The organism is Polaribacter sp. Z022 (assembly GCF_023555495.1).
Taxonomy (GTDB): Bacteria; Bacteroidota; Bacteroidia; order Flavobacteriales; family Flavobacteriaceae; genus Polaribacter.
Window position 1 is genome coordinate 457,600 of the sequence record NZ_JALCZO010000004.1, and the last position, 20,610, is coordinate 478,209.

The 20,610-nt window shown below is 26.4% G+C and carries 20 protein-coding genes, 2 tRNA genes and 1 rRNA gene; 11 read left to right on the forward strand and 12 right to left on the reverse strand.

Translation table 11 applies throughout. From position 1 onward, the window contains the following. Nucleotides 1-61 precede the first annotated feature (61 nt). On the forward strand, nucleotides 62-610 hold the full coding sequence (locus MPF13_RS11705; RefSeq protein ID WP_249982712.1) for a YqgE/AlgH family protein: 549 nt from the start codon (nucleotides 62-64) through the stop codon (nucleotides 608-610). Here the strand turns inward: MPF13_RS11705 and MPF13_RS11710 are convergent. Further along, the gene (locus MPF13_RS11710) at nucleotides 607-1,440 is read right to left on the reverse strand and encodes an aminotransferase class IV (RefSeq protein ID WP_249982713.1); all 834 of its coding nucleotides are present in this window, start codon (nucleotides 1,438-1,440) and stop codon (nucleotides 607-609) included. The two genes, MPF13_RS11705 and MPF13_RS11710, sit on opposite strands and share 4 nt — an antisense overlap. Nucleotides 1,441-1,539: 99 nt before the next feature. Further along, the gene (locus MPF13_RS11715) at nucleotides 1,540-1,923 is read right to left on the reverse strand and encodes an START-like domain-containing protein (RefSeq protein WP_249982714.1); all 384 of its coding nucleotides are present in this window, start codon (nucleotides 1,921-1,923) and stop codon (nucleotides 1,540-1,542) included. Nucleotides 1,924-2,034: 111 nt separating this feature from the next. Between MPF13_RS11715 and MPF13_RS11720 the strand changes: the two genes are divergently transcribed. From MPF13_RS11720 to MPF13_RS11730, 4 genes are all read left to right on the forward strand, one after another. Then, nucleotides 2,035-2,108, forward strand: a tRNA-Met gene (locus tag MPF13_RS11720). Between the two features lie 386 nt (nucleotides 2,109-2,494). Continuing rightward, nucleotides 2,495-2,767, forward strand: coding sequence for a hypothetical protein (locus MPF13_RS15700; protein ID WP_502924394.1), 273 nt, complete (start codon nucleotides 2,495-2,497; stop codon nucleotides 2,765-2,767). Next, nucleotides 2,730-7,226, forward strand: a complete 4,497-nt coding sequence (locus MPF13_RS11725) for a PAS domain S-box protein (protein WP_249982715.1) — start codon at nucleotides 2,730-2,732, stop codon at nucleotides 7,224-7,226. The genes MPF13_RS15700 and MPF13_RS11725 overlap by 38 nt, the downstream gene beginning before the upstream one ends. Next, nucleotides 7,223-7,876: a response regulator gene (locus tag MPF13_RS11730; RefSeq protein ID WP_249982716.1), complete on the forward strand. Its 654-nt coding sequence runs from the start codon at nucleotides 7,223-7,225 to the stop codon at nucleotides 7,874-7,876. The genes MPF13_RS11725 and MPF13_RS11730 overlap by 4 nt, the downstream gene beginning before the upstream one ends. 197 nt (nucleotides 7,877-8,073) lie before the next feature. On the opposite strand, the gene MPF13_RS11735 is transcribed toward MPF13_RS11730, so the two are convergent. Beyond that, nucleotides 8,074-8,508, reverse strand: coding sequence for a hypothetical protein (locus tag MPF13_RS11735; protein WP_249982717.1), 435 nt, complete (start codon nucleotides 8,506-8,508; stop codon nucleotides 8,074-8,076). 255 nt (nucleotides 8,509-8,763) lie between these two features. Here MPF13_RS11735 and MPF13_RS11740 point away from each other — a divergent pair, with 255 nt between their 5' ends. Further along, entirely contained in the window at nucleotides 8,764-9,129 is a 366-nt protein-coding gene (locus MPF13_RS11740; protein ID WP_249982718.1) for a response regulator, read from the forward strand. 66 nt (nucleotides 9,130-9,195) lie between these two features. On the opposite strand, the gene MPF13_RS11745 is transcribed toward MPF13_RS11740, so the two are convergent. Together MPF13_RS11745 and MPF13_RS11750 are read right to left on the reverse strand one after the other, a co-directional pair. After that, complete coding sequence (locus MPF13_RS11745; RefSeq protein WP_249982720.1) at nucleotides 9,196-9,705, reverse strand: hypothetical protein; 510 nt, start codon at nucleotides 9,703-9,705, stop codon at nucleotides 9,196-9,198. 26 nt (nucleotides 9,706-9,731) lie between these two features. Further along, the gene (locus MPF13_RS11750; protein ID WP_249982722.1) at nucleotides 9,732-10,166 is read right to left on the reverse strand and encodes a hypothetical protein; all 435 of its coding nucleotides are present in this window, start codon (nucleotides 10,164-10,166) and stop codon (nucleotides 9,732-9,734) included. A gap of 221 nt (nucleotides 10,167-10,387) precedes the next feature. Here MPF13_RS11750 and MPF13_RS11755 point away from each other — a divergent pair, with 221 nt between their 5' ends. Together MPF13_RS11755 and MPF13_RS11760 are read left to right on the forward strand one after the other, a co-directional pair. Continuing rightward, a complete protein-coding gene (locus MPF13_RS11755) occupies nucleotides 10,388-10,834 on the forward strand; it encodes a GNAT family N-acetyltransferase (protein WP_249982724.1) in 447 nt (148 codons plus the stop codon). A gap of 62 nt (nucleotides 10,835-10,896) precedes the next feature. Then, a tRNA-Gly gene (locus tag MPF13_RS11760) sits at nucleotides 10,897-10,969 on the forward strand. Nucleotides 10,970-11,121: 152 nt separating this feature from the next. Here the strand turns inward: MPF13_RS11760 and MPF13_RS11765 are convergent. Continuing rightward, entirely contained in the window at nucleotides 11,122-11,778 is a 657-nt protein-coding gene (locus tag MPF13_RS11765; protein ID WP_249982725.1) for a rhomboid family intramembrane serine protease, read from the reverse strand. An 81-nt stretch (nucleotides 11,779-11,859) separates the two neighbouring features. Here MPF13_RS11765 and MPF13_RS11770 point away from each other — a divergent pair, with 81 nt between their 5' ends. Next, nucleotides 11,860-12,783 (forward strand): lysophospholipid acyltransferase family protein, encoded by a 924-nt coding sequence (locus MPF13_RS11770; RefSeq protein ID WP_249982727.1) that lies wholly within the window; start codon nucleotides 11,860-11,862, stop codon nucleotides 12,781-12,783. Between the two features lie 43 nt (nucleotides 12,784-12,826). Here the strand turns inward: MPF13_RS11770 and glmM are convergent, their stop codons facing one another. Then, nucleotides 12,827-14,215 carry a phosphoglucosamine mutase gene (gene glmM / locus MPF13_RS11775; protein ID WP_249982729.1) on the reverse strand — a complete coding sequence of 463 codons (1,389 nt, stop codon included), beginning with the start codon at nucleotides 14,213-14,215 and terminating at the stop codon, nucleotides 12,827-12,829. A 135-nt stretch (nucleotides 14,216-14,350) separates the two neighbouring features. On the opposite strand from glmM, the gene MPF13_RS11780 reads away from it, so the two are divergent. After that, nucleotides 14,351-14,917: a peptidylprolyl isomerase gene (locus MPF13_RS11780; RefSeq protein ID WP_249982730.1), complete on the forward strand. Its 567-nt coding sequence runs from the start codon at nucleotides 14,351-14,353 to the stop codon at nucleotides 14,915-14,917. 4 nt (nucleotides 14,918-14,921) lie between these two features. Here MPF13_RS11780 and MPF13_RS11785 read toward each other — a convergent pair whose 3' ends face one another. After that, nucleotides 14,922-15,815, reverse strand: coding sequence for a serine hydrolase (locus MPF13_RS11785; RefSeq protein ID WP_249982732.1), 894 nt, complete (start codon nucleotides 15,813-15,815; stop codon nucleotides 14,922-14,924). Nucleotides 15,816-15,901: 86 nt separating this feature from the next. Continuing rightward, nucleotides 15,902-17,713 carry a 30S ribosomal protein S1 gene (rpsA, locus tag MPF13_RS11790; RefSeq protein ID WP_249982734.1) on the reverse strand — a complete coding sequence of 604 codons (1,812 nt, stop codon included), beginning with the start codon at nucleotides 17,711-17,713 and terminating at the stop codon, nucleotides 15,902-15,904. Nucleotides 17,714-17,958: 245 nt separating this feature from the next. Between rpsA and MPF13_RS11795 the strand changes: the two genes are divergently transcribed. Then, on the forward strand, nucleotides 17,959-18,588 hold the full coding sequence (locus MPF13_RS11795; RefSeq protein ID WP_249982736.1) for a 7-carboxy-7-deazaguanine synthase QueE: 630 nt from the start codon (nucleotides 17,959-17,961) through the stop codon (nucleotides 18,586-18,588). Between the two features lie 110 nt (nucleotides 18,589-18,698). Here MPF13_RS11795 and cmk read toward each other — a convergent pair whose 3' ends face one another. The 3 genes from cmk to rrf form a co-directional block, all read right to left on the reverse strand. Beyond that, nucleotides 18,699-19,388 carry a (d)CMP kinase gene (gene cmk, locus MPF13_RS11800; RefSeq protein ID WP_249982737.1) on the reverse strand — a complete coding sequence of 230 codons (690 nt, stop codon included), beginning with the start codon at nucleotides 19,386-19,388 and terminating at the stop codon, nucleotides 18,699-18,701. Between the two features lies 1 nt (nucleotide 19,389). Then, a complete protein-coding gene (gene porQ, locus MPF13_RS11805; protein ID WP_249982739.1) occupies nucleotides 19,390-20,418 on the reverse strand; it encodes a type IX secretion system protein PorQ in 1,029 nt (342 codons plus the stop codon). Nucleotides 20,419-20,533: 115 nt separating this feature from the next. After that, nucleotides 20,534-20,610, reverse strand: a 5S ribosomal RNA gene (gene rrf, locus MPF13_RS15705); the annotation flags it as partial.

A 20,610-nucleotide genomic window follows, 5' to 3' on the forward strand; every position in this document is an offset into this window, starting at 1 on the left:
GAGAGTTTTTTTTTATCCTAAATTTTACTATATTTAAAGATAATAAGTTTAAAACAATCATTTGAAACCAAATAAAGGTAAATTACTAATTGCAGAACCAGCTATTTTAAATGATAGTTCTTTTAATAGGGCTATTATTTTATTAACTGAACACACACCTAATAATTCTGTTGGTTTTATTTTGAATAGACCTCTAGAGTACACTATTAACGATTTATTGCCTGATATAAATTGTAATTTCCCTGTATATCAAGGGGGGCCTGTAGAGCAAGATAATTTATACTTTGTACATAAAATACCAGAATTACTTCCAGAAAGTGTTGAAGTAGCAAATGGTATTTACTGGGGAGGTAATTTTGAATCTTTAAAAGAATTATTAAACACAGAAGTGTTAAACTCATCAGATATTAGATTCTTTTTAGGGTATTCTGGTTGGGGAAAAGAACAACTTAATAATGAAATGAACCAAAACTCTTGGTTTGTTGGCGAAAATGACTTTGAAAATATTTTTTCTATGGATTATGAAAGCCTTTGGAAAAACAAATTACTACAAAAAGGTGGTAATTATAAACTTTGGGCAAATGCACCAAGTGATTTTAACCTAAATTAAATTCCAGCTATTTGTAATACTTTAATATTACTTGCTATTTTATTTCCAAAATCTGTTTTAAAAGTTTTTTTCTTATAACTTGTTACTGGTTGAACACCCATAATAGAATTTGTAATAAAAACTTCATCTGCTTTTTGTATTTCAAACGGAGAAATTGACGTTTCTTCGATGGTATACTCTTTATTTTTAGACAGAATAGAAATTACTTTTTTTCTTATAACTCCTTTTATACAACCTTCTTCTAAAGCTGGAGTTTTAATAACAGAACCTTTAATAATAAAAATATTACCATTAGTTACTTCTACTACCCCCTTTTTCTCATTCAATAAAATACAGTTATCTAAATCATTTTCTTCTGCAAAAATACTTGCCAAAGTATTAAGCATTCTATTATTTGTTTTTATTGTAGATAATAAACCAGAATAATTATAAAAATCTTTATAAAGATCTAAAGAATAATTTTCTTTTGTTTTAAAAGTATTCTCTTTTACCTCTATTGTGTAATCTATTTTATTTGTTTTAGGAGTGTACAAACCACCATCTTTTCTAAAAACATTTAAACGAACTCTATAAGAAGGTAAATCATTTTGAACTGCAACTGTTTTTAAAATTTCTTGCTCTAAAAACTCTAAAGTAAACTCAATAGGAATTTTCATACGAAGCATTCTCATTGATGCCATTAATCTAAAATAATGATCTTCCCAAAAAACAACCTTTTTGTTCATCACTTTTACTGTTTCAAAAATGGCATCTCCATATTTAAAAGCTCTATTTTCTGATGATATTTTTATATTTTCTGGGTTTGTTAAATTTCCGTTGAAATTAATCATTACTTAAAATTTTAGGTTGCGAAATTAATATTTTTTGTGATAATTAAGCATAAAAAAACTCAACAATAATGTTGAGTTTTAATTTTTTATTTTGAGAAATTAAGCTCCAATTGTATGCCTTAATTCGTCTATTTGATTTTCCCATAATTGTTTAGATTCTTCAACCTCATCTTCATCATCTGCAAAATCAGTAATAATTAAAGATACATCTTTAGTTAAAGCATCTACTTCAATTTTAATTTCAAAATAACTTTCATCATCTTCACTCTCTAACCATTTAAAACGTACTTTTTCATCAGTTCTTTTGGTTATTAATTCTGCTTTTTCCTCTTCTCCTTCCCATGTAAAGCTAAATTCTTTTCCTCTAGAGTTTACTTTATCTGCAAACCACTCTTGTAAATTTGAAGGTGAGGAAATATATTGATACAGCATGTGGGGTGATGCGTGAATAGGTATTTCTAATTCGAACTTTATTTTATCCATCTTTGTTATTATCTTAAGAGGACAATATAGGTAATAATTCTATTTAAAAAAAATTAAAAACACTTCTTGCCAGTTTATAAAATTCAATTATATTTGCAGCCTCAAACTTATGGCGAGGTAGCTCAGTTGGTTAGAGCGCAGGATTCATAACCCTGAGGTCGGCAGTTCAAATCTGCTCCTCGCTACTATTTTTAGATTACTAAAAAACAACAGTTTAGATTTTTCTAAGCTGTTTTTTTTTGCTCCAAAATTACTCTTTTTAATGTCTAAAGCTTATCAAAAATTATTATGTAAAAGATTTTAATTTTAAAATTAAAAACAACACCAATTCTTATTAAATATTTGTGTTCTAAAATTAAATTTTGAGTTTAGACAACACAATTACATAAAACACTCTTTTCATGATAATTAACTTTTAAATTCATAAATAAGCGATTAAAATAAACCCACTTTTTTAATCTTAACTTTAATTATTTTTTGTATTTTTATATGAAAAAGAATGTTAAATTATACAAATTAAATTAGTGTAATTTATTTTAAAAATCTTAAGTAACCCTCCTAATCTTAAGTTATGATTTATGACCAAATTGCTATATTTTTTTTACAAGGTACTTTAGTTGCTTTTGTAATACTTATATTATTTAGACTTAGAAAAGTATTAGGTATTGGCGCTCTTTTTGCCTGTTTAGGGTTATTTAAATTTATACAAATTTTTTTATCTCACTCTTCATATTCTTTTGTTAATAGTAACATTCTTATTGCTCCTGGAGCTTCAATTTTTATAACTGCTACTTTTTTTTGCATTATTGGTTATATATATAAAAGAAGATGCTTCAGAAACTAAAAAAATAGTAATAGGTTTATTAATTGTAGATTTATTAATTACTTTTTTATTAGAAGTTTTTGGATGGAATACCAATACAACTTCATCTCCAAATGATTCTTTTCCTCTAAAAAAATCTTTGTCTGTAATTTTTATAGGTAATATTACTCTATTAATTGATGCTCTTATTATAATTACAACTTTTGAGTTCCTATCAAAAAAAATAAAATACTTATTTTTTCAAATTTGTATTACTATGCTAATTGTAGCAACTTTTGATACTTTTTTCTTTTCTCTACTTTCTTTTTGGAAATCAGAAAATCTATATACAATTATTAGTATGGGTTTAATATCTAAAGGTAGTTTTACTATTTATTATAGTATTATTTTCTTTTTTTATTTAAAGTACTTTGAGCAAAACAATACACTATTTACTAAAATAAAATTTAAAGACACTTTTAATTTATTAACCTACAAACAAAAATTTGAACACGCTAAACAAAACATTAAAAATACTGAGAAAATGTTTCGTTTAATAACCAACCATTCTAATGATATAATTTGTTTACAAGATCCTGATAGTACTTTTAGATATATAAGTCCTTCAATTAAAAACATTTTAGGATATAAGCAACACAAGTTTTTAGGCAAAAAGATTTATAGTATTGTTCATGAAGATGACTTAGAAGAATTAAAATCTTTAATAGAAGCTAAAGAATTTAGTACAAAATTAATTAGAAATGTATATTTATTTAGGTTTAAACACATAAACGGAAAGTATATATGGTTAGAATTTTTAACTTCTCCTGTTTTCAACGGAAAACAAATTAGTTATTTTGTAACTACTGCAAGAGACGTTTCTAAAAGAGTATTAGCTGACAACGAACATAAAAAATCTGTAAACCTACTAACTAAAAGAGAACATAACTTAAACGAAGCAAGTAAAGTTGGTAAAATTGGTTTTATACAATATGACAATGCTTCTAAAACCTATACTTGGTCTGATTATGTTTATACTATATTTGGAATTAAACTTAATGAAGAAATACCTGAACAAAGAGAATTTTTAGCTTTTTTTAAAAAAGAATCTCAAATTAAAATAAGACATGTAATTAAAGAGAATATTCAAAATGGAATTTCATGTGATATTGAAGTAAAAGCTTACGACAATAATAAAGAAGAAATTTGGCTAAGAGTTATATTACATCCAATATTTAATAGTAAGAAAGAAGTAATAGGAAGAAGAGGTATTATACAAGACATTACTCACTTTAAAGCAACTGAATTAAGGTTAGAAAATTCAAAACTTAAAATTCAAAACTCTTTAGATTTATTAGCCATTAAAGAACGCTCTTTAAATGAAGCTAGTGAAATTGGTAAAATTGGCTTAATAGATTATAATAACGAAACTGGTACTTACACTTGGTCAGATAATACCTATAAAATTTTTGGTTTTAATCAAAATAATGGTGCTCCTAGTTTACAAGAAATGATAGCTCTTTTTGATAAAAAATCTAAAAAGAAATTAATAAAAACAATTGATGATATTAATTTAAAAGAACTTTCTAATGATATTGAACTTAAACTTATTAATAAGAAGAATAAAGAAATTTGGATTAGACATATAAGTAAACCTATATATAGTGATAATAATAACCTTTGTGGTAGAAGAGTATTAGTACAAGATATTACAGACTTTAAAAAAACACAATTTAAATTAGAAAAATCTAAACAAGACATACAAAACTCATTACACTTATTAGAGAATAAAGAACACTCTCTAAATGAAGCAAGTAAAATGGGTAAAATTGGTTATTTAGAAGATGATGTAGCAACAGATACTTTTATTTGGTCAGAATATTTATATAATATTTTTGGTTTTGATGCAAGTAAACCTGTACCATCTAGACAAGAAATTGCGTTACTTTTTGATGAAGACTCTCAAGAAAAAATGAGAATAGCAACTCTAAACCTAGATACAAAAGGAATTCCTTTTGATATCGTTTTAAAATTTATAAACCTTAGAAATGAAGAAGGATGGATTAGAATTGTTGTAAAGCCAGTATATAATAACGAAAATAAAATTGTAAAACGTAGAGGTCTTGTACAAGATATTACAGACTATAAATTAGCTCAAATTAAGTTAGAAAAATCTAAAGAAGAAATTCAGAATACTTTAAACTTACTTGAAAAAAAGGATTTTTCTTTAAATCAATCTAGTAAAGTTGCTAAAATTGGATTTTGGGAATACAATATTGCAAACGACAGTTTTATTTTTTCTGATTATGTATATAAAATATTTGGTTTTGATTTAAATGACAAAATTTTATCTAAAGATAAAATGAGAGCTTTTTATGATGCCCAATCACAAATAAAATTAGAATTAGCTACTAAAAAAATTGATGAAACTGGAGTACCTTATGATATAGAATTAAGACTTATTAATTTAAAAAATGAAGAAGTTTGGGTTAGAAATGTTGTGCAACTTATTTACGATAAAGAAAAAAATATTATTGGTAGAAAAGGTGTTATTCAAAATATTACTGAAAGAAAAAAAATTGAGCAAGAACATTTAACAATTAAAAACAACTATCAACGATTATTTGATAATGCTTCTATATCTATTTGGAATGAAGATTTTACTTTACTATATAATCAATTAGAAAAACTTAAAAAAAATAAGATCTCTAATATTAAAATACACCTAAAACAAAACCCTTTAATTCTACAATCATTAATTGAAAAAATAAAAATAAATAGCGTAAATAAAGCTTCTATAAAATTGTTTAAGGCAAAAAGTCATGAAAGTTTTTTTAATAATATAGAAAGAACTTTTGGTAATGGAGCAGATGAAGTTGTTTTAAATTTAATTGAAGCTATTTGGAATAATGAATCATTATTTTCTTCAGAAGTAAATTATAAAACCTTTAAAGGAGATGAGTTTGCAGCAATAGTATCTATCCCAATTCCTAATACATTAGAAGAGCAAAAAACAGTTCCAGTAATTATTCAAAGTATACAAAGTATAAAAGATGCTCAGACAGCAATGGAAGAATCTTTATACAATTTAAATAGATCTCAAAAATTAGTTCAATTGGGTAATTGGGGATATGACCCAATAGATAAAAAATCTGAATGGTCTGAAGAAGTATTTAATATTTGGGAATTCGACTCAGAATTTGGTACTCCAAATTATGAAAATATTATATCAAGAATACATCCTAACGATTTAGAATTATTTGAAAAATCACTTAATGATGCTATAGAGTTAGCAAAACCTTATGATATAGAATTTAGAATAACTACACCTAATAAAAAAGAAAAAGTTTTAAGAGCTATTTGTGAACCTATAAAAGATAATCATGGAAAAGTGATTAACTTAAAAGGTATAAATCATGACATTACAGAAAATAAAAAAGCAAAACTTAAAATAGAAAAAGCTGAAGAAATGTATAGGGTTTTAACAGATTATTCTAACGATTTAATTTGTTTACAAGAACCAGATAGTACATTTAAATACATTAGTCCTTCTATTAAACCTCTTTTGGGGTATAATCAATCAGAATTTTTAGGAAAACAAGTTTTTAGTATTGTTCATAAAAATGATATTGCTCCTTTAAGAGAAGCTATGGAGAAAAAGATATTTAATACCAATGTTGGCGTCTTTTCTTTTAGAGTTCGTCATAAAAAAGGGCATTATATATGGTTAGAATTTTTATCTTCACCAGTATATAAGAATAACGAGTTAAGTTATTATGTCACCTCTGCCAGAGATATTACACAAAGAGTTTTATCAAAAAAAGAAATTGATGAATATCAAAAATCTTTACAAAGTTTAACTACCGAAATTACTTTAATAGAAGAAAATCAGAAAAAAGAAATTGCCACAAATATTCATGATCATCTTAGTCAATCTTTAGTAATATCTAAAATGAAAATAAATGAATTGAAAAAAAGCAAACAGTTAAATGATTATGGTGAAGATTTATCCTTTATAGACAAACACATTTCTGAAGCTTTAACAAACAGTCGTAAAATAACTTATGAACTCTCCCCTCCTGTTTTATATCAATTAGGTATAATTGAAGCTATAAATTGGTTAGTAGAAGAAATAGAAAATACACATAAAATTAGTTTTGTTATTAATGATAATATTGAAGAAGTAGAACTAAGTGATATAAAATCTATTTTACTTTTTAGAAGCATACAAGAAGTATTAAACAATGCAATAAAATATTCTAAAGCCACTTTAATAACATTAAATCTTAATATTAATAAATTAGGCTTAGATATTTGTATATTAGATAACGGAGTTGGTTTTGACACTTCAATTCTAAATAACTTCCATAATCATAAAGGCAATGGTTTTGGTTTATTTACTGTAAAAGAGCGTATCAAAAATATAAAAGGAAATTTTATGATTACATCAAAAATAAATAAAGGAACTACTGTTAATATTTTTATACCCCTAAAAAAATGAGCACAATAAACAACATAAATATAGTTTTAGTAGACGATCATAAATTACTAAGAGATGGTTTAAAAAATATTATTGAACAAAAAGCACACATGCATATTATTGGAGAAGCTTCTAATGGTAGAGAAGCCATTAAAGTATGTACTAAGTTAAATCCAGATGTTATGATAATTGATGTTGCAATGCCTGGTTTAAATGGTATAGAAGCTGCAGAACAAATACACAAAATTAATCCTAAAATAAAAATAATTGGGCTTTCTATGCACTCTAGTAAGCAATTTATACAAGGAATGTTTAAAGCTGGTGCATATGGTTATTTATTAAAAGATGGAGATTCTGATGAGCTTATTACAGCAATTACTACTGTTGTAGAAAACAAAAAATATCTCTCTAAAGATTTAAATCAAGAGTTTTTAAATCTATTAAAGAAAGGTGAAACTATAGAAACCGCAAAACTAAGCCCAAGAGAAAAAGAAGTTTTACAATTAATTGCAGAGGGTAATTCCTCTAAAGAAATTGGAAATATTTTGTTTTTAAGCTCTAAAACTGTAGATGTTCATAGAAACAACATTATGAATAAAATAAACTTACATACTATACCAGAACTTACAAAATATGCTATAAAAAAAGGTTTAACTTCTTTAGATTTATAGTTAAAAATATTAAGAACTTTATACATTTCAAATCTTTTAAATTAAAACATAAAAAAAGCTAAACTTTAGGGGCCTATAGGGACTAAGTTTAGCTTTTAGAATATTTTTTTAGGGAAAAAATTCTTTAGGGGAATTTTACTTTGGGGGAAACTACATTAGGGAATATTGAAGGGGGTAAATTCAATATTTTAATTTTATTAATTAATTTTTTTCATTTTTCCTGTCCAACTTCTACCTCCTAAAGTAGATTCATAATACACATAACCTTTCTTTATTTTAAGAATTTTCATATGCAACTTAGTACCTGGTTTAAAAGGAAAATTAGGTAGGTTAGACTCTTTTATTGTCATAAAACAATCATTAATTGATTTCCATTCAATCTTAGATTTTATGAAATATTTTTTATTATTAAAGTACTCAGTATGTTCATTTTCAGAAAAAATAACTAAAACTTTTTCTCCTTTATACTTGTAAGTATATTCATTTTTAGCTAACATCGAATTTATTGAGTAATCTGTATTCATATGAGCTATTTTCTCATTATATCTATTAGAAGAATTCATAGCTAAATCTTGAGCTTCTATAGTAAAGGCAACTAGGGTCAGAATTAAAAATATTTTAAAATTTTTCATAATATTAAATTTTTAAGTAGAGGTTAATAAAACTTTTTATAGCAATAATATCTTTATTATTATAGTATAAATGTATAACAGAACATAAGGTAATCCTATAGGTAATTTTCTTATTTTTTAATGTTTAAATAAATATTTATGTATTTATATTTATTTAGAATGATTTAACATAAAATAAGTAAGATACTTATAGTCTATTACTTATAATTTGCTTAATTTTGTCTTGTCCCTCCAATTATTTTAATTCTTTTTATTTTGAAAACTATTCTAAAAGATTTATTAATAGTCGAAGACCATGCTTATATTAGAGATAGCATTATTAAAGCGATTGTTGATAATAATGATATCGGAGACCTAAAAACTTCAAGCACTTTAAAAGAGGCCTATTCTTTTTTAAGTAATACAAATTTTGATTTAATAATACTAGACCTTAGTTTACCAGATGGTAATGGTGTAGATTTATTAAAAATGATAAACGATAAAAAACTAGAAACAAAAGTTTTTGTTTTCTCAATGAGTACTAACTTAAAACGAATTTGTTTAAAACACGGAGCTTCAGCATTTTTTGATAAAGCAAACGATTTTGACAAACTAATAGAAGCTATAAAATTATCTAATTAAATATAAAAAAAGCAAATCATTTAAATGATTTGCTTTTTTACTAGTACTTAACTACTTTAAATATATCTAGAGACTATATTTTAAACCTATAAAGCCACTAATTACATATTTATTATTGCTATTATATAGTTCTACTAGATCCTTTCTATAAGTTAATTGCTGAGTACAAATAAACTTTAATTTATCATTTAATCTATAGTTAAGTTCTCCACTAAGACTAAAACTATTAAAACCTTCATCTTTTCTATAAATTTTACCAAAGTCTAAATAAGCACCAGCACCAATTTTACCATAAATACTTTTAACTATATAACCAGTACCAATAGAATATCTTTTAAAGTTTTTACCAACCAAATCTGCATATTCTACACCCAAATAAATTGATAAGTGACTTTTTTCTAAATTGTAAACTGGTACTTCTAACTTAGATAAAAAATTAATAGTTAAAGGGTCATTTCCTTTTTGATCTCCTACTAAGAATAATCTTGCATCTTGTTGAAGAGAAATTTCAATTTTATTTTGTCCATAGTTATAAAATGAAAGTATAAGGATAAATATTGTTATTATTTTTTTCATAATCAGGGGAATTTTATTTATTAATATTATTGTAGTTTTTTCATTTTACCTAACCAAGTTCTGCCACCTAAAGTAGATTCATAAAAAACATATCCGCGTTTAATTTTTGTAATTTTCATATACAATTTAGATCCACTTCTAAAAGGAAAATTTGGTAAATTAGATTCTTTAATAGTCATAAAACATCTATTATTAGCTGTCCATTCTATTTTCGATTTAATAAAATATTGTTTATTATTAAAATACTCTATGTGCTCATCTTTAGAAAACACAACCAAAACATCCTCACCTTTATATCTATAAGTATAAATTGTTTTTTCTAACAATGGTGCTACAGGATAATTAGCTATATCATAAGAAGAAGAATTATTATAATTAACTGATGTATTCATTGCCAAGTCTTGAGCACTAACTGAAAAAGACATTAACAAAAGAGCTAAAACTAATTGTAAATTTTTCATAATAATGTTTTTTAGGGATTTTTAAATTATTAAATAAATAAACTATAACTACTTACTATTATAGTACACTATAAATATATTTCAGAATATAAAATCGTTCAATAGGTATATTTCTTATTTTAATTTTAGGGCAGTAATTAGTAGAAAAAATAAATTACCTATTCATTAAATAAGACATTTTGATATTAACTTTACATTTTCATCCATAAAAAAAATATCAAATGAAAACACATATAAAAGTCATTTCAAAAAAAGAAATCTTAAACATAATTCCACTATTACAGAAACTTAATTCAAAAACCCCTATTAATTTATTAAAAGAAAGGGTAAAAGAAATGTCTGAATTTTCAAATTATGAATGTGTAGGTTTATATATTGAAGAAAAATTGGTAGGTATATCAGGTCTTTGGTATTCAACAAGACATTATATTGGCAAAACTGTAGAACCTGATCATGTAATTTTAGACGAAAGTTTAAGAGGTCAAGGAATTGGAAAACAATTCTTTAAATGGATTGACAATCATGTCCAAAACAAAGGTTGTGAAGCTATAGAGTTAAATGCTTATGTAAACAATCCTAAGTCTCATAAATTTTATTATAATGAGGGTTATAATATCTATGGTTTTCACTTTTTAAAGGTTTTACGTGATGGCAAAAAATTTTATTAATTTTTGATAAAAAAATTGTTGCACAACTAAAAAAACATCTTATATTTGCAGCTCTTTACCACGCGAAAGTAGCTCAGTTGGTAGAGCGTCAGCCTTCCAAGCTGAATGTCGCCAGTTCGAACCTGGTCTTTCGCTCATAAGACTTTATTAGAAATAATAAAGTCTTTTTTTTGCTTTAAATTTAAATTAATTTAACAATTGATAATCAAAAATATAGACTTGTTTTATTAGAGTAAAATTTTATTTTTTAATAAAAAAACCGAAACTTATCTGTTTCGGTTTTTCTTTTATAAATCTTTTAATTTATCACCAAAAATAAGTAATAATATAATTGGTATTCCTAAAGAAATAACTAATAATTTATTTGTTATAAATAAAGATGGATTTAATAAAAGTGTAATTGCAAAACCTCCCATTGCTCCACCTAAATGTGCAGAATGACCAACATTTCCTAATTGTTTTTTCATTCCGTAAATAGAATAAAGCAAATATCCAACTCCAAAAATGTACCCAGGAATTGGAATAGGAATAAAGAATAAAAACAATTCCATACCTGGGTATAATAATATTGATGAATAAACAATACCAGAAACAGCTCCAGAAGCACCAACTGCACTATAATAAGGTTCGTTTTTATGGTATTGAAGAGAATACAAACTACCTGCCAATAAACTTCCAAAATAGATTATTAAAAAATTTGGAGTCCCTAGAAGAGCTGCTACAATATCTCCAAAAAGATATAAAGCATACATATTAAAACCTAAATGCATCCAATCTACATGTAAAAAACCAGATGTTAATGTTCTAATTTTTTCTCCAGATAAAATTCTACTTACCTGAAATTTATATTTATCTAAAAAAGAATAATCTTTAAAGCCTTTCATAGACACTAAAACATTGGCTATTATCAGTAATAAAACTGCTTGATTTATATTGTTCATCATATAACAAACTTAATAAAACTCTTTGTTTTTACTATTTTTTTTTGAAATTAAATATAGATATTTGCATTCTAAAAGTAATTTATGCAGTATTTAGCGTTTATATTAGTTTATCCTATTATTTGGCTCGTTTCTAGATTGCCAATGAGAGTTCTATATATATTATCAGATTTTTTCTATGTAATAATTTATTACGTTTTTAAATATAGAAAGCAAGTTGTGTTACAAAATATTTCTTATGCTTTTCCTGAAAAATCAGAAAAAGAAAAAAACAAAATTGCTAAAGGTTTTTATAAGCATTTTACAGATATTTTTATAGAAAGTGTAAAGTCTTTTTCTATGAGCGAAAAAGAAGTTCTAAAACGTTATAAATACAAAAATCCTGAACTAATAGACAAATACGAAAAAGAAGGAAAAAGTATTGCTTTAGTTGGTGCACATCTTGCAAATTGGGAGTGGTCTTATAGTTTACCTCTTGTTTTAAATATAAAAGTATATGGTGCTTACAGTAAGTTAAGGAATGAGCATTTTGAAAAAATGCTAAAAAAGTTTAGAGAAAAGTTTGGAGTAATTGGCTTAAAAACTTCTGATACTGTAAAAGGTATGCTAAAAAACTATACCAATAAAGTACAAGGATTATACATTTTATTAAGTGACCAATCTCCTATGGTTGAAAAAACTTTTTATTGGAGTAAATTTTTTGGAGTAAAAGTACCTGTTCATACAGGTGCAGAAATGATTTCTAAAAAATTTGATTTAGTAGTTATAAATTATGTTACTAAAAAAATAAAGAGAGGTTATTATGAAACAGAATTTGAAGTTATTGCAGAGAACCCAAAAGAATATAAGAACTTTGAGTTAACAGAAAAATATTTAAAACTTACTGAAAAAAATATTAAAGAACAACCAGAATTATATTTATGGTCTCATAACAGGTTTAAACATCAACATCGTTTTGATGAATGGCAAAAAATGCACACGGCTAAACTTAAAGACAAAAAAAAGTGATAAACTATAGTTTATCACTCTTATCTATTTAGAAAATTATTTCTTAAATAATCTCTTTTATTTCATCTATAAATCTTACTGCTAAATCATCTGCTGCTTGTTGAGATTTTGCTTCTGTATAAATTCTAATAATAGGTTCTGTATTCGATTTTCTTAAATGAATCCATTCATTTTCAAAATCAATTTTTACACCATCTATAGTATTTACATCTTCGTGAGCATATTTAGAAGCCATGGTTTCTAAAATTTTATCAACATCAATTTCTGGAGTTAACTGAATTTTATTTTTACTCATAAAATAACTTGGGTAAGAATCTCTTAATTCTTTACAAGACATTTTAACATTTGCTAAATGAGATAAAAATAATGCTACACCCACTAAAGAATCTCTTCCATAATGTGAAGCTGGATAAATGATTCCTCCATTTCCTTCTCCACCAATTACAGTGTTTGTTTCTTTCATTTTAATAACAACATTAACTTCTCCAACTGCAGAAGCTGTATAAGTTCCTCCATGTTTTTGTGTAATATCTCTTAATGCTCTAGAAGATGATAGGTTAGAAACTGTGTTTCCTCCACCTAATTTTCCTAAAACATAATCTGCACAAGCAACTAAAGTATACTCTTCTCCAAACATAGAACCATCTTCAGAAATTAAAGCTAATCTATCTACATCTGGATCTACAACGATTCCAAAATCTGCATTTTCTTTAACTACTAAATCAGAAATATCTGTTAAATGTTCTTTTAAAGGTTCTGGATTGTGAGGAAATTGTCCATTTGGAGTACAATACAACTCTACACATTCTACATTTAATTCTTTTAATAAAGCAGGAATAAATATTCCTCCTGTAGAATTTACACCATCAACAACAACTTTAAAGTTTGCTTTTTTTATTGCTTCTACATCTACCAATTCTAAATCTAAAACTTCTTTTATGTGTTTTTCTACATACGTTTTGTCTTTAGAATAGGTTCCTAAATCATCTACTTCAGAAAATTCGAAATCTTCACTTTCTGCTAATTCTAAAATCTTAACACCTTCTTCTCCATTTAAAAATTCACCTTTTTCGTTTAATAACTTTAAAGCATTCCATTGTTTTGGATTGTGAGATGCAGTTAAAATAATACCTCCATCAGCATTTTCTAAAGGAACAGCAACTTCTACTGTTGGTGTTGTAGATAAACCTAAATCAATTACATCTATACCTAAACCAACTAAAGTATTAGCTACTAAACTAGAAATCATTTTACCAGAAATACGAGCGTCTCTACCAATTACTACTTTTATTTTTTCTTTACCTGCATTTCTTTCTTTTATGAAAGCTCCATATGCTGATGCAAATTTTACAGCATCTATTGGTGTTAAATTATCGGCAGTTTTACCTCCAATTGTTCCTCTAATTCCTGAAATTGATTTTATTAATGTCATTGTTTTTATTTATCTTTTAAAGCTAAACAAATATAAATTATTCTTTTAGATGTTTAACTATTTTTAAAGTTTAAGAAATTATTTTAATTAATAACTTTTAATTATATTTAAGAGTTAATATAATACGAAGTAAATATGAAATCAAGGTTCTTTTTAATTCTTGTACTATCTTTTACTCTTTTTAATTGTAATAAAACTGTAGATTGTGATATAGAAACTACAGAAGGAATAATTAAAATAGAATTATATCCAAAAAAAGCTCCAATTACAGTTACTAATTTTTTAAATTATGTTGATGCTGGTCTTTATAATAATGGAGTTTTTTTTAGAGTAACAACTCCTGAAAACGAAGCTGATAGAGATGTTAAAATACAAGTTATTCAAGGTGGAGTTAGACAAAAAAATAATATTGAGCCTATAGAAATTGAAACCACAAAAAAAACGGGTTTAAAACATTTAAACGGAACACTTTCTATGGCAAGAAGTACAGCAAATTCTGCTACTAGTAGTTTTTTTATATGTATTAACAATCAACCAGAATTAGATTTTAAAGGTAAAAGACATCCTGATGGATTAGGGTTTGCTGCTTTTGGTAAAGTAACTAAAGGTATGGATATTGTTAAAAAAATTAATGCTGGTAAAAATAAAAACCAACGTTTATTAAAACCTATTATTATAAAATCTATAAAGCGCACTAATTAAAAAACTATTGCGAAACAAAATCATAAATTGATTTAGAAATTTTTGCTAGTTGATCTGTTCCTTTATCAAAATCTTTTAAATTTTTAGAAAGCAAAACCAATACATACTTTTTACCATTTGGTAAATAAACAATTGCAGCATCATGATGTACACCAGTTATAGAACCTGTTTTATGAGCAATTTCTAAATTTTTGGGTAAATATTTAGGTATCATATCATTCCACTTTTGTTCCTTTAATATAGCAATCATTCTATTACAATCTTCTTTTAAACCTGCTTTTTCTTTTGCTAAAGCTTTCATAATTATTAACAAATCTTTTGCAGTGGTAGAATTACTTAAACCTAATTTATATGCTTTAATATCTTCAACACCTCTTAAAACTTTCATGTTATTAGCTCCTAAACTTGCCATAGTTTGGGTAGTTTTTTTAGCATCAACAATTTCAATTAAAATATTGGTTGCAAGGTTGCTACTTAAAGTAACCATGTTATACATTAAATCTGATATTTTTTGTTTTGTATTTATTTTACTATAAATTACATCATCACTATCTTCTCCAATATCCATTGTATACAAACTTCCATCAACAATACTTTTAAACTCATTTTTTAGTAAAATAGAATCATTTAAGTTTATTTTTCCTTCAGATTGTTGTTTAAATAGCTCAATCATAACAGGAATTTTCATAGTGCTGGCTGCATGAAATTTTTCATCAACATTTAAAAAAACAGAATTAGTTTCATCTTCTAAATCTAAAAAAGCAACAGCCACATCACCTTTTATTTCTGAAACTTGATTTTTAATTTTGCTTGTTAATTGTTCTATATTTTGTTTTGATGAATTTTGACAAGAAATAAAAAACAAGAAAACTAATAAAGTAAATTTATAAATAGACATAAATAAAGAAGTATTTCTTACTAAAATAGGCAAAAAAAAATCCGTAGCAAATTGCTACGGATTTTTAAATTATAAAAAAATAAAGATTATTTACCTTCTTCCATTTTTTTCTTTAAAGCTGCAAGACCTCCAATATCTCCTAAAGTAGTCTTTTCTGCTTCAGCTGCTTTTTTAACTGCTGCCTTAACATTTCTTTTCTCTTGCTCTTTAAATAAAGATGTATGAGAAACTACAACTCTTCTGTATTCTTTAGAGAATTCTAAAACTACAAATTCTATTGTATCTCCTTTTCCTAATTTAGAACCATCTTCTTTTTCTAAGAATCTTGTTGGTGCAAAACCTTCTACTCCATCAGCAAAAGTTACAACTGCTCCTTTATCATTCTTTTCTTTGATTGTTCCTTCGTGTTTAGAACCGATAGCGTAAGTAGCTTCATGTGCATCCCAAGGGTTAGTTTGAGTTTGCTTATGACCTAAGTTTAACTTTCTGTTTTCTACATCTAATTCTAATACTTGAACTTCTAATTTATCACCAACAGTTACAAAATCTGAAGGGTGCTTCACTTTCTTAGTCCAAGATAAGTCTGAGATATAAACTAAACCATCAATACCTTCTTCTAACTCTACAAACACACCAAAGTTAGTGTAGTTTCTTACTGTACCAGTATGAGTTGAACCAACAGGATATTTAGTTGTAATATCTGTCCAAGGATCTGGGTGTAATTGTTTGATACCTAAAGACATTTTTCTGTCTTCTCTATCTAAAGTTAAAATTTGAGCTTCAACTTTATCTCCAACTTTTACGAAATCTTGTGCAGAACGTAAGTGAGTTGACCAAGACATTTCAGAAACGTGAATTAACCCTTCTACTCCTTGTTCTACTTCTACAAATGCACCATAATCAGCTAAAACAACAACTTCACCATTTACTTTATCTCCAACTTTTAAATCAGTGTTTAAAGCTTCCCAAGGGTGAGCAGATAATTGTTTTAATCCTAATTGAATTCTAGATTTGTTATCATCAAAGTCTAAAATTACAACGTTTAATTTTTGATCTAATTCTACAACCTCATTTGGATGATTGATTCTAGACCAAGATAAATCAGTAATATGTACTAAACCATCTACACCTCCTAAATCAACAAAGACACCATAAGAAGTAATGTTTTTAACAACACCTTCTAATACTTGTCCTTTTTCTAATTGACCAATAATTTCTTTTTTCTGTAATTCAATATCAGCTTCAATAAGTGCTTTATGAGATACAACAACGTTTTTAAATTCGTGGTTAATTTTAACAACTTTAAATTCCATTGTTTTCTCAACATATTGATCGTAATCTCTAATTGGCTTAACATCAATTTGAGATCCTGGTAAAAATGCTTCGATTCCGAAAACATCTACAATCATACCACCTCTAGTTCTACATTTAACAAAACCGTTAACTACTTCACCAGTTTCATGAGCATTGTTAACACGTTCCCATGCTTTAATTACTCTTGCTTTTTTGTGAGATAATACTAATTGACCAGAAGAATCTTCTCTTTTGTCTACTAATACTTCTACTTTATCTCCTTCAGCTAATGCTTGGTTGTAACGAAATTCGTTTAAAGAGATAACTCCTTCAGATTTAGAGTTGATGTCAATAATTGCATCTCTCTCAGTAATTCTGATTACAGTTCCTTCAATTACATCACGCTCGTTTACGAAACCTACAGTTCCTTCTAACGCTTTTTCGAATTCAACTAATTTTTGCTCATCAACTTCATCAATACCTTCTTCGTATCTGTGCCAGTTAAAATCTGCTAAAAATTGTTGTGGATCTACAGCTGGAGTAGCTGTTTCTTGTACTTCAGTAGCAACTACTTGCTCTTCAGTGTTTTTTGTTTCTTCAGACATGTGTCTAAATAATTTTGTATCTTATTGTTTTTCAGATTTTTAACGATAAAAACGCAAAGAGTTGTTTTTATAAATTGTTTTATATAGTTCCTTTTCTAAATCTGTTCTCGTAAAAAGGAGTGCAAATTTACAAAAATCATTTGATTATTAACACATTAGAATTAATTTATTATTCTTTTTATTCTTGGTACACAAAAAACTACCTTTGCATTTTTAAAATCCTTTTTAGGTTGATATTGAAGTAGATGGATAAAAAGACAAAAGATTTAGTAGACAAAGGAATAATGCTTCCGTTAATGGAAGAGTTTTATACAATACAAGGTGAAGGTTCTCATACAGGTACAGCTGCTTATTTTATTAGAGTTGGTGGTTGTGATGTGGGTTGCCATTGGTGTGATGTTAAAGAAAGTTGGAATGCAGAATTACACCCACCAACTTTAGCTGATACAATTGTAAAAAATGTAAAAAAATATGCAGAAACTGTTGTTATTACTGGTGGTGAGCCTTTAATGTGGTCTATGGATTATTTAACTTCTTTACTGCAAGAAAATCATATTAAAACTCATATTGAAACTTCTGGAGCGTATTCTTTTTCTGGAAAATGGGATTGGTTTTGTCTTTCTCCTAAGAAAACAAAATTACCTTTAAAAGAAAATTATAGAGAAGCAGATGAGTTAAAAATGATTATTCATAATAAATCTGATTTTGACTTTGCTGAACAAGAAGCTGCAAAAGTTGGTAAAAAATGTAAACTTTATTTACAACCAGAATGGAGTAAAAAAGAGAAAATGACTGAATTGATCGTTGATTATGTTATGAAAAATCCAAAATGGAAAATTTCTTTACAAACTCATAAATACTTAAATATTCCATAAGTTTTTTATTTGAAGCTATTTCCTCCTGCTTTTCACTATATCTTTTCTTAATTCTTCAGAAAAGGATGTCGTTTCAATCAGGGCTAAACCAATTAATAAGCTTTTTGTACTTAAGAAATTCTTCTATCTACCAAAGCACAAATTCTATCAAATTGTTCTGTAATTCCCATGTCAGAATTATCAAAACTAATTGCATCATCGGCTTTCATTAAAGGAGAATCTTCTCTTGTAGAATCTATTCTATCTCTTTCTTCTACATTAAAAAGGATGTCATTAAACTCAACTTTATCTCCTCTATCTATTAATTCCTTATAACGTCTAGTAGCTCTTTTATCTGCAGAAGCTGTCATAAATAATTTTAATTCAGCATTAGGAAAAACCACAGTACCTATATCTCTACCGTCCATAACAATTCCGCTTTCATTACCCATTAATTGCTGTTCTGCAACTAATTTTTTTCTAACTTCAGAAATTGCCGCAACTTTACTTACTAATTGAGAAACTTCAAGTGTTCTAATTTCTTTTTCTACATTCTCATTATTTAAGAACATTTCTGCAAACCCTAATTCTTTATTAAATTTAAATGTTAAAGAAATATTTTTAAGATGTAATATCAATGCTTCTTTATCTAAAGAAGTTTTACTTACAAAATTATTATTCATCGCAAATAATGTAACTGCTCTATACATGGCACCAGTATCAACATAAATGTAATTATATTTCTTAGCTAATAACTTAGCTATGGTACTTTTTCCTGTAGATGAAAATCCATCAATTGCAATAATAATTTTATTACTCATTTTATCTTGTTCTCTCTAAATCAATTAATAAACTAAATGTACTTGCATTAGCTGCAGAATGGTATTTAGAATATGCATAATTAAGTTTAAATTTATTCATTTTGATTCCAAAACCAAAAGAAAATCCACTAAAAGTTCTTGCGTTTTGTAACTTTAATTCTGCTGCTCTTCTAAAATTATATCCTAATCTTAAATTAATAGCACTTTCAGGAAACAACTCTGCTCCTACAACAAAATGTCTGAATGCATTTTCAATAAATCCAATATTTCCTTCTGTTACATTTCCTTCTAAATCTGTAGTTTGATCAGATGGATTAGCTACAGATATATCCCATTGTTGTAAATTATCAATAGTCCCATACCATTTTAAAGGAACATGTTCTAATTTATATGAGCCACCAATTGCAAATTTAAATGGTAAATTTTCTTTTAAACCATTATAAGTAGAAATTTGGGCTCCTATATTTCTAAGCACCATTGTTAATACAAACGGTTTGTAAGGATTATTATATAGTAAAGCAATATCAGTAGAAATACCAGTTGAAGAAAAATTTCCAATACTAGAAGAAATTAATCTTAAATTCGAACCAACATAAAAATGTGTTCCTACAAAATTATAAGCATAACCAATAGAAAGAGCAATATCACTTGCATTAAAATTACCAGTTTCAATTCCATTTACATCAGCACCTATTAGAGTACCATAATCTAGATACTTAATACTACCATGAAAAACACCTGATCTTCTTGAAACTGAACTAGCAAACGATAAAGAACCTATATTTATTCCAGCCAAATAACTAGTGTAATTAACAGATATCTTTTTATCAATTTCATCATTAATTATTGATGGATTCCAAATTGGTTGATTAACATCTTTTTGTAAAGTTAATACTTCACCTCCTAATGCAATTTGTCTAGCAGAAGTAGATAAGTTTAAAAATTGATAAATATCTTGACCTCCTACTTGTCCAAATACAGAAGAAATAATAAATAAAAACGAGAAAAAAAGACTATTTCTAAAATTCATTACCTATAAACAAAAAGTTATAAATCAATAACGAAAATAAACTATTATATTTCAATTAACTATCAAATTAATAAATAAAAAAGCCTCAATTCATAATGAATTGAGGCTTTATAAAGAAAGGCGGCGACCTACTCTCCCACATAAATGCAGTACCATCGGCGCTATTGGGCTTAACTTCTCTGTTCGAGATGG

Excerpts from the sequence above, each read along its gene's own strand:
- MPF13_RS11750 (WP_249982722.1), bottom strand. The coding sequence starts at position 10,166 with ATGAAAAATTTACAATTAGTTTTAGCTCTTTTGTTAATGTCTTTTTCA.
- MPF13_RS11785 (WP_249982732.1), bottom strand. The coding sequence starts at position 15,815 with ATGTCTATTTATAAATTTACTTTATTAGTTTTCTTGTTTTTTATTTCT.
- MPF13_RS11710 (WP_249982713.1), bottom strand. The coding sequence starts at position 1,440 with ATGATTAATTTCAACGGAAATTTAACAAACCCAGAAAATATAAAAATA.
- glmM (WP_249982729.1), bottom strand. The coding sequence starts at position 14,215 with ATGACATTAATAAAATCAATTTCAGGAATTAGAGGAACAATTGGAGGT.
- MPF13_RS11795 (WP_249982736.1), top strand. The coding sequence starts at position 17,959 with ATGGATAAAAAGACAAAAGATTTAGTAGACAAAGGAATAATGCTTCCG.
- MPF13_RS11765 (WP_249982725.1), bottom strand. The coding sequence starts at position 11,778 with ATGATGAACAATATAAATCAAGCAGTTTTATTACTGATAATAGCCAAT.
- MPF13_RS11735 (WP_249982717.1), bottom strand. The coding sequence starts at position 8,508 with ATGAAAAATTTTAAAATATTTTTAATTCTGACCCTAGTTGCCTTTACT.
- MPF13_RS11745 (WP_249982720.1), bottom strand. The coding sequence starts at position 9,705 with ATGAAAAAAATAATAACAATATTTATCCTTATACTTTCATTTTATAAC.
- MPF13_RS11730 (WP_249982716.1), top strand. The coding sequence starts at position 7,223 with ATGAGCACAATAAACAACATAAATATAGTTTTAGTAGACGATCATAAA.
- cmk (WP_249982737.1), bottom strand. The coding sequence starts at position 19,388 with ATGAGTAATAAAATTATTATTGCAATTGATGGATTTTCATCTACAGGA.
- rpsA (WP_249982734.1), bottom strand. The coding sequence starts at position 17,713 with ATGTCTGAAGAAACAAAAAACACTGAAGAGCAAGTAGTTGCTACTGAA.
- MPF13_RS11780 (WP_249982730.1), top strand. The coding sequence starts at position 14,351 with ATGAAATCAAGGTTCTTTTTAATTCTTGTACTATCTTTTACTCTTTTT.
- MPF13_RS11715 (WP_249982714.1), bottom strand. The coding sequence starts at position 1,923 with ATGGATAAAATAAAGTTCGAATTAGAAATACCTATTCACGCATCACCC.
- MPF13_RS15700 (WP_502924394.1), top strand. The coding sequence starts at position 2,495 with ATGATTTATGACCAAATTGCTATATTTTTTTTACAAGGTACTTTAGTT.
- MPF13_RS11770 (WP_249982727.1), top strand. The coding sequence starts at position 11,860 with ATGCAGTATTTAGCGTTTATATTAGTTTATCCTATTATTTGGCTCGTT.
- MPF13_RS11755 (WP_249982724.1), top strand. The coding sequence starts at position 10,388 with ATGAAAACACATATAAAAGTCATTTCAAAAAAAGAAATCTTAAACATA.
- porQ (WP_249982739.1), bottom strand. The coding sequence starts at position 20,418 with ATGAATTTTAGAAATAGTCTTTTTTTCTCGTTTTTATTTATTATTTCT.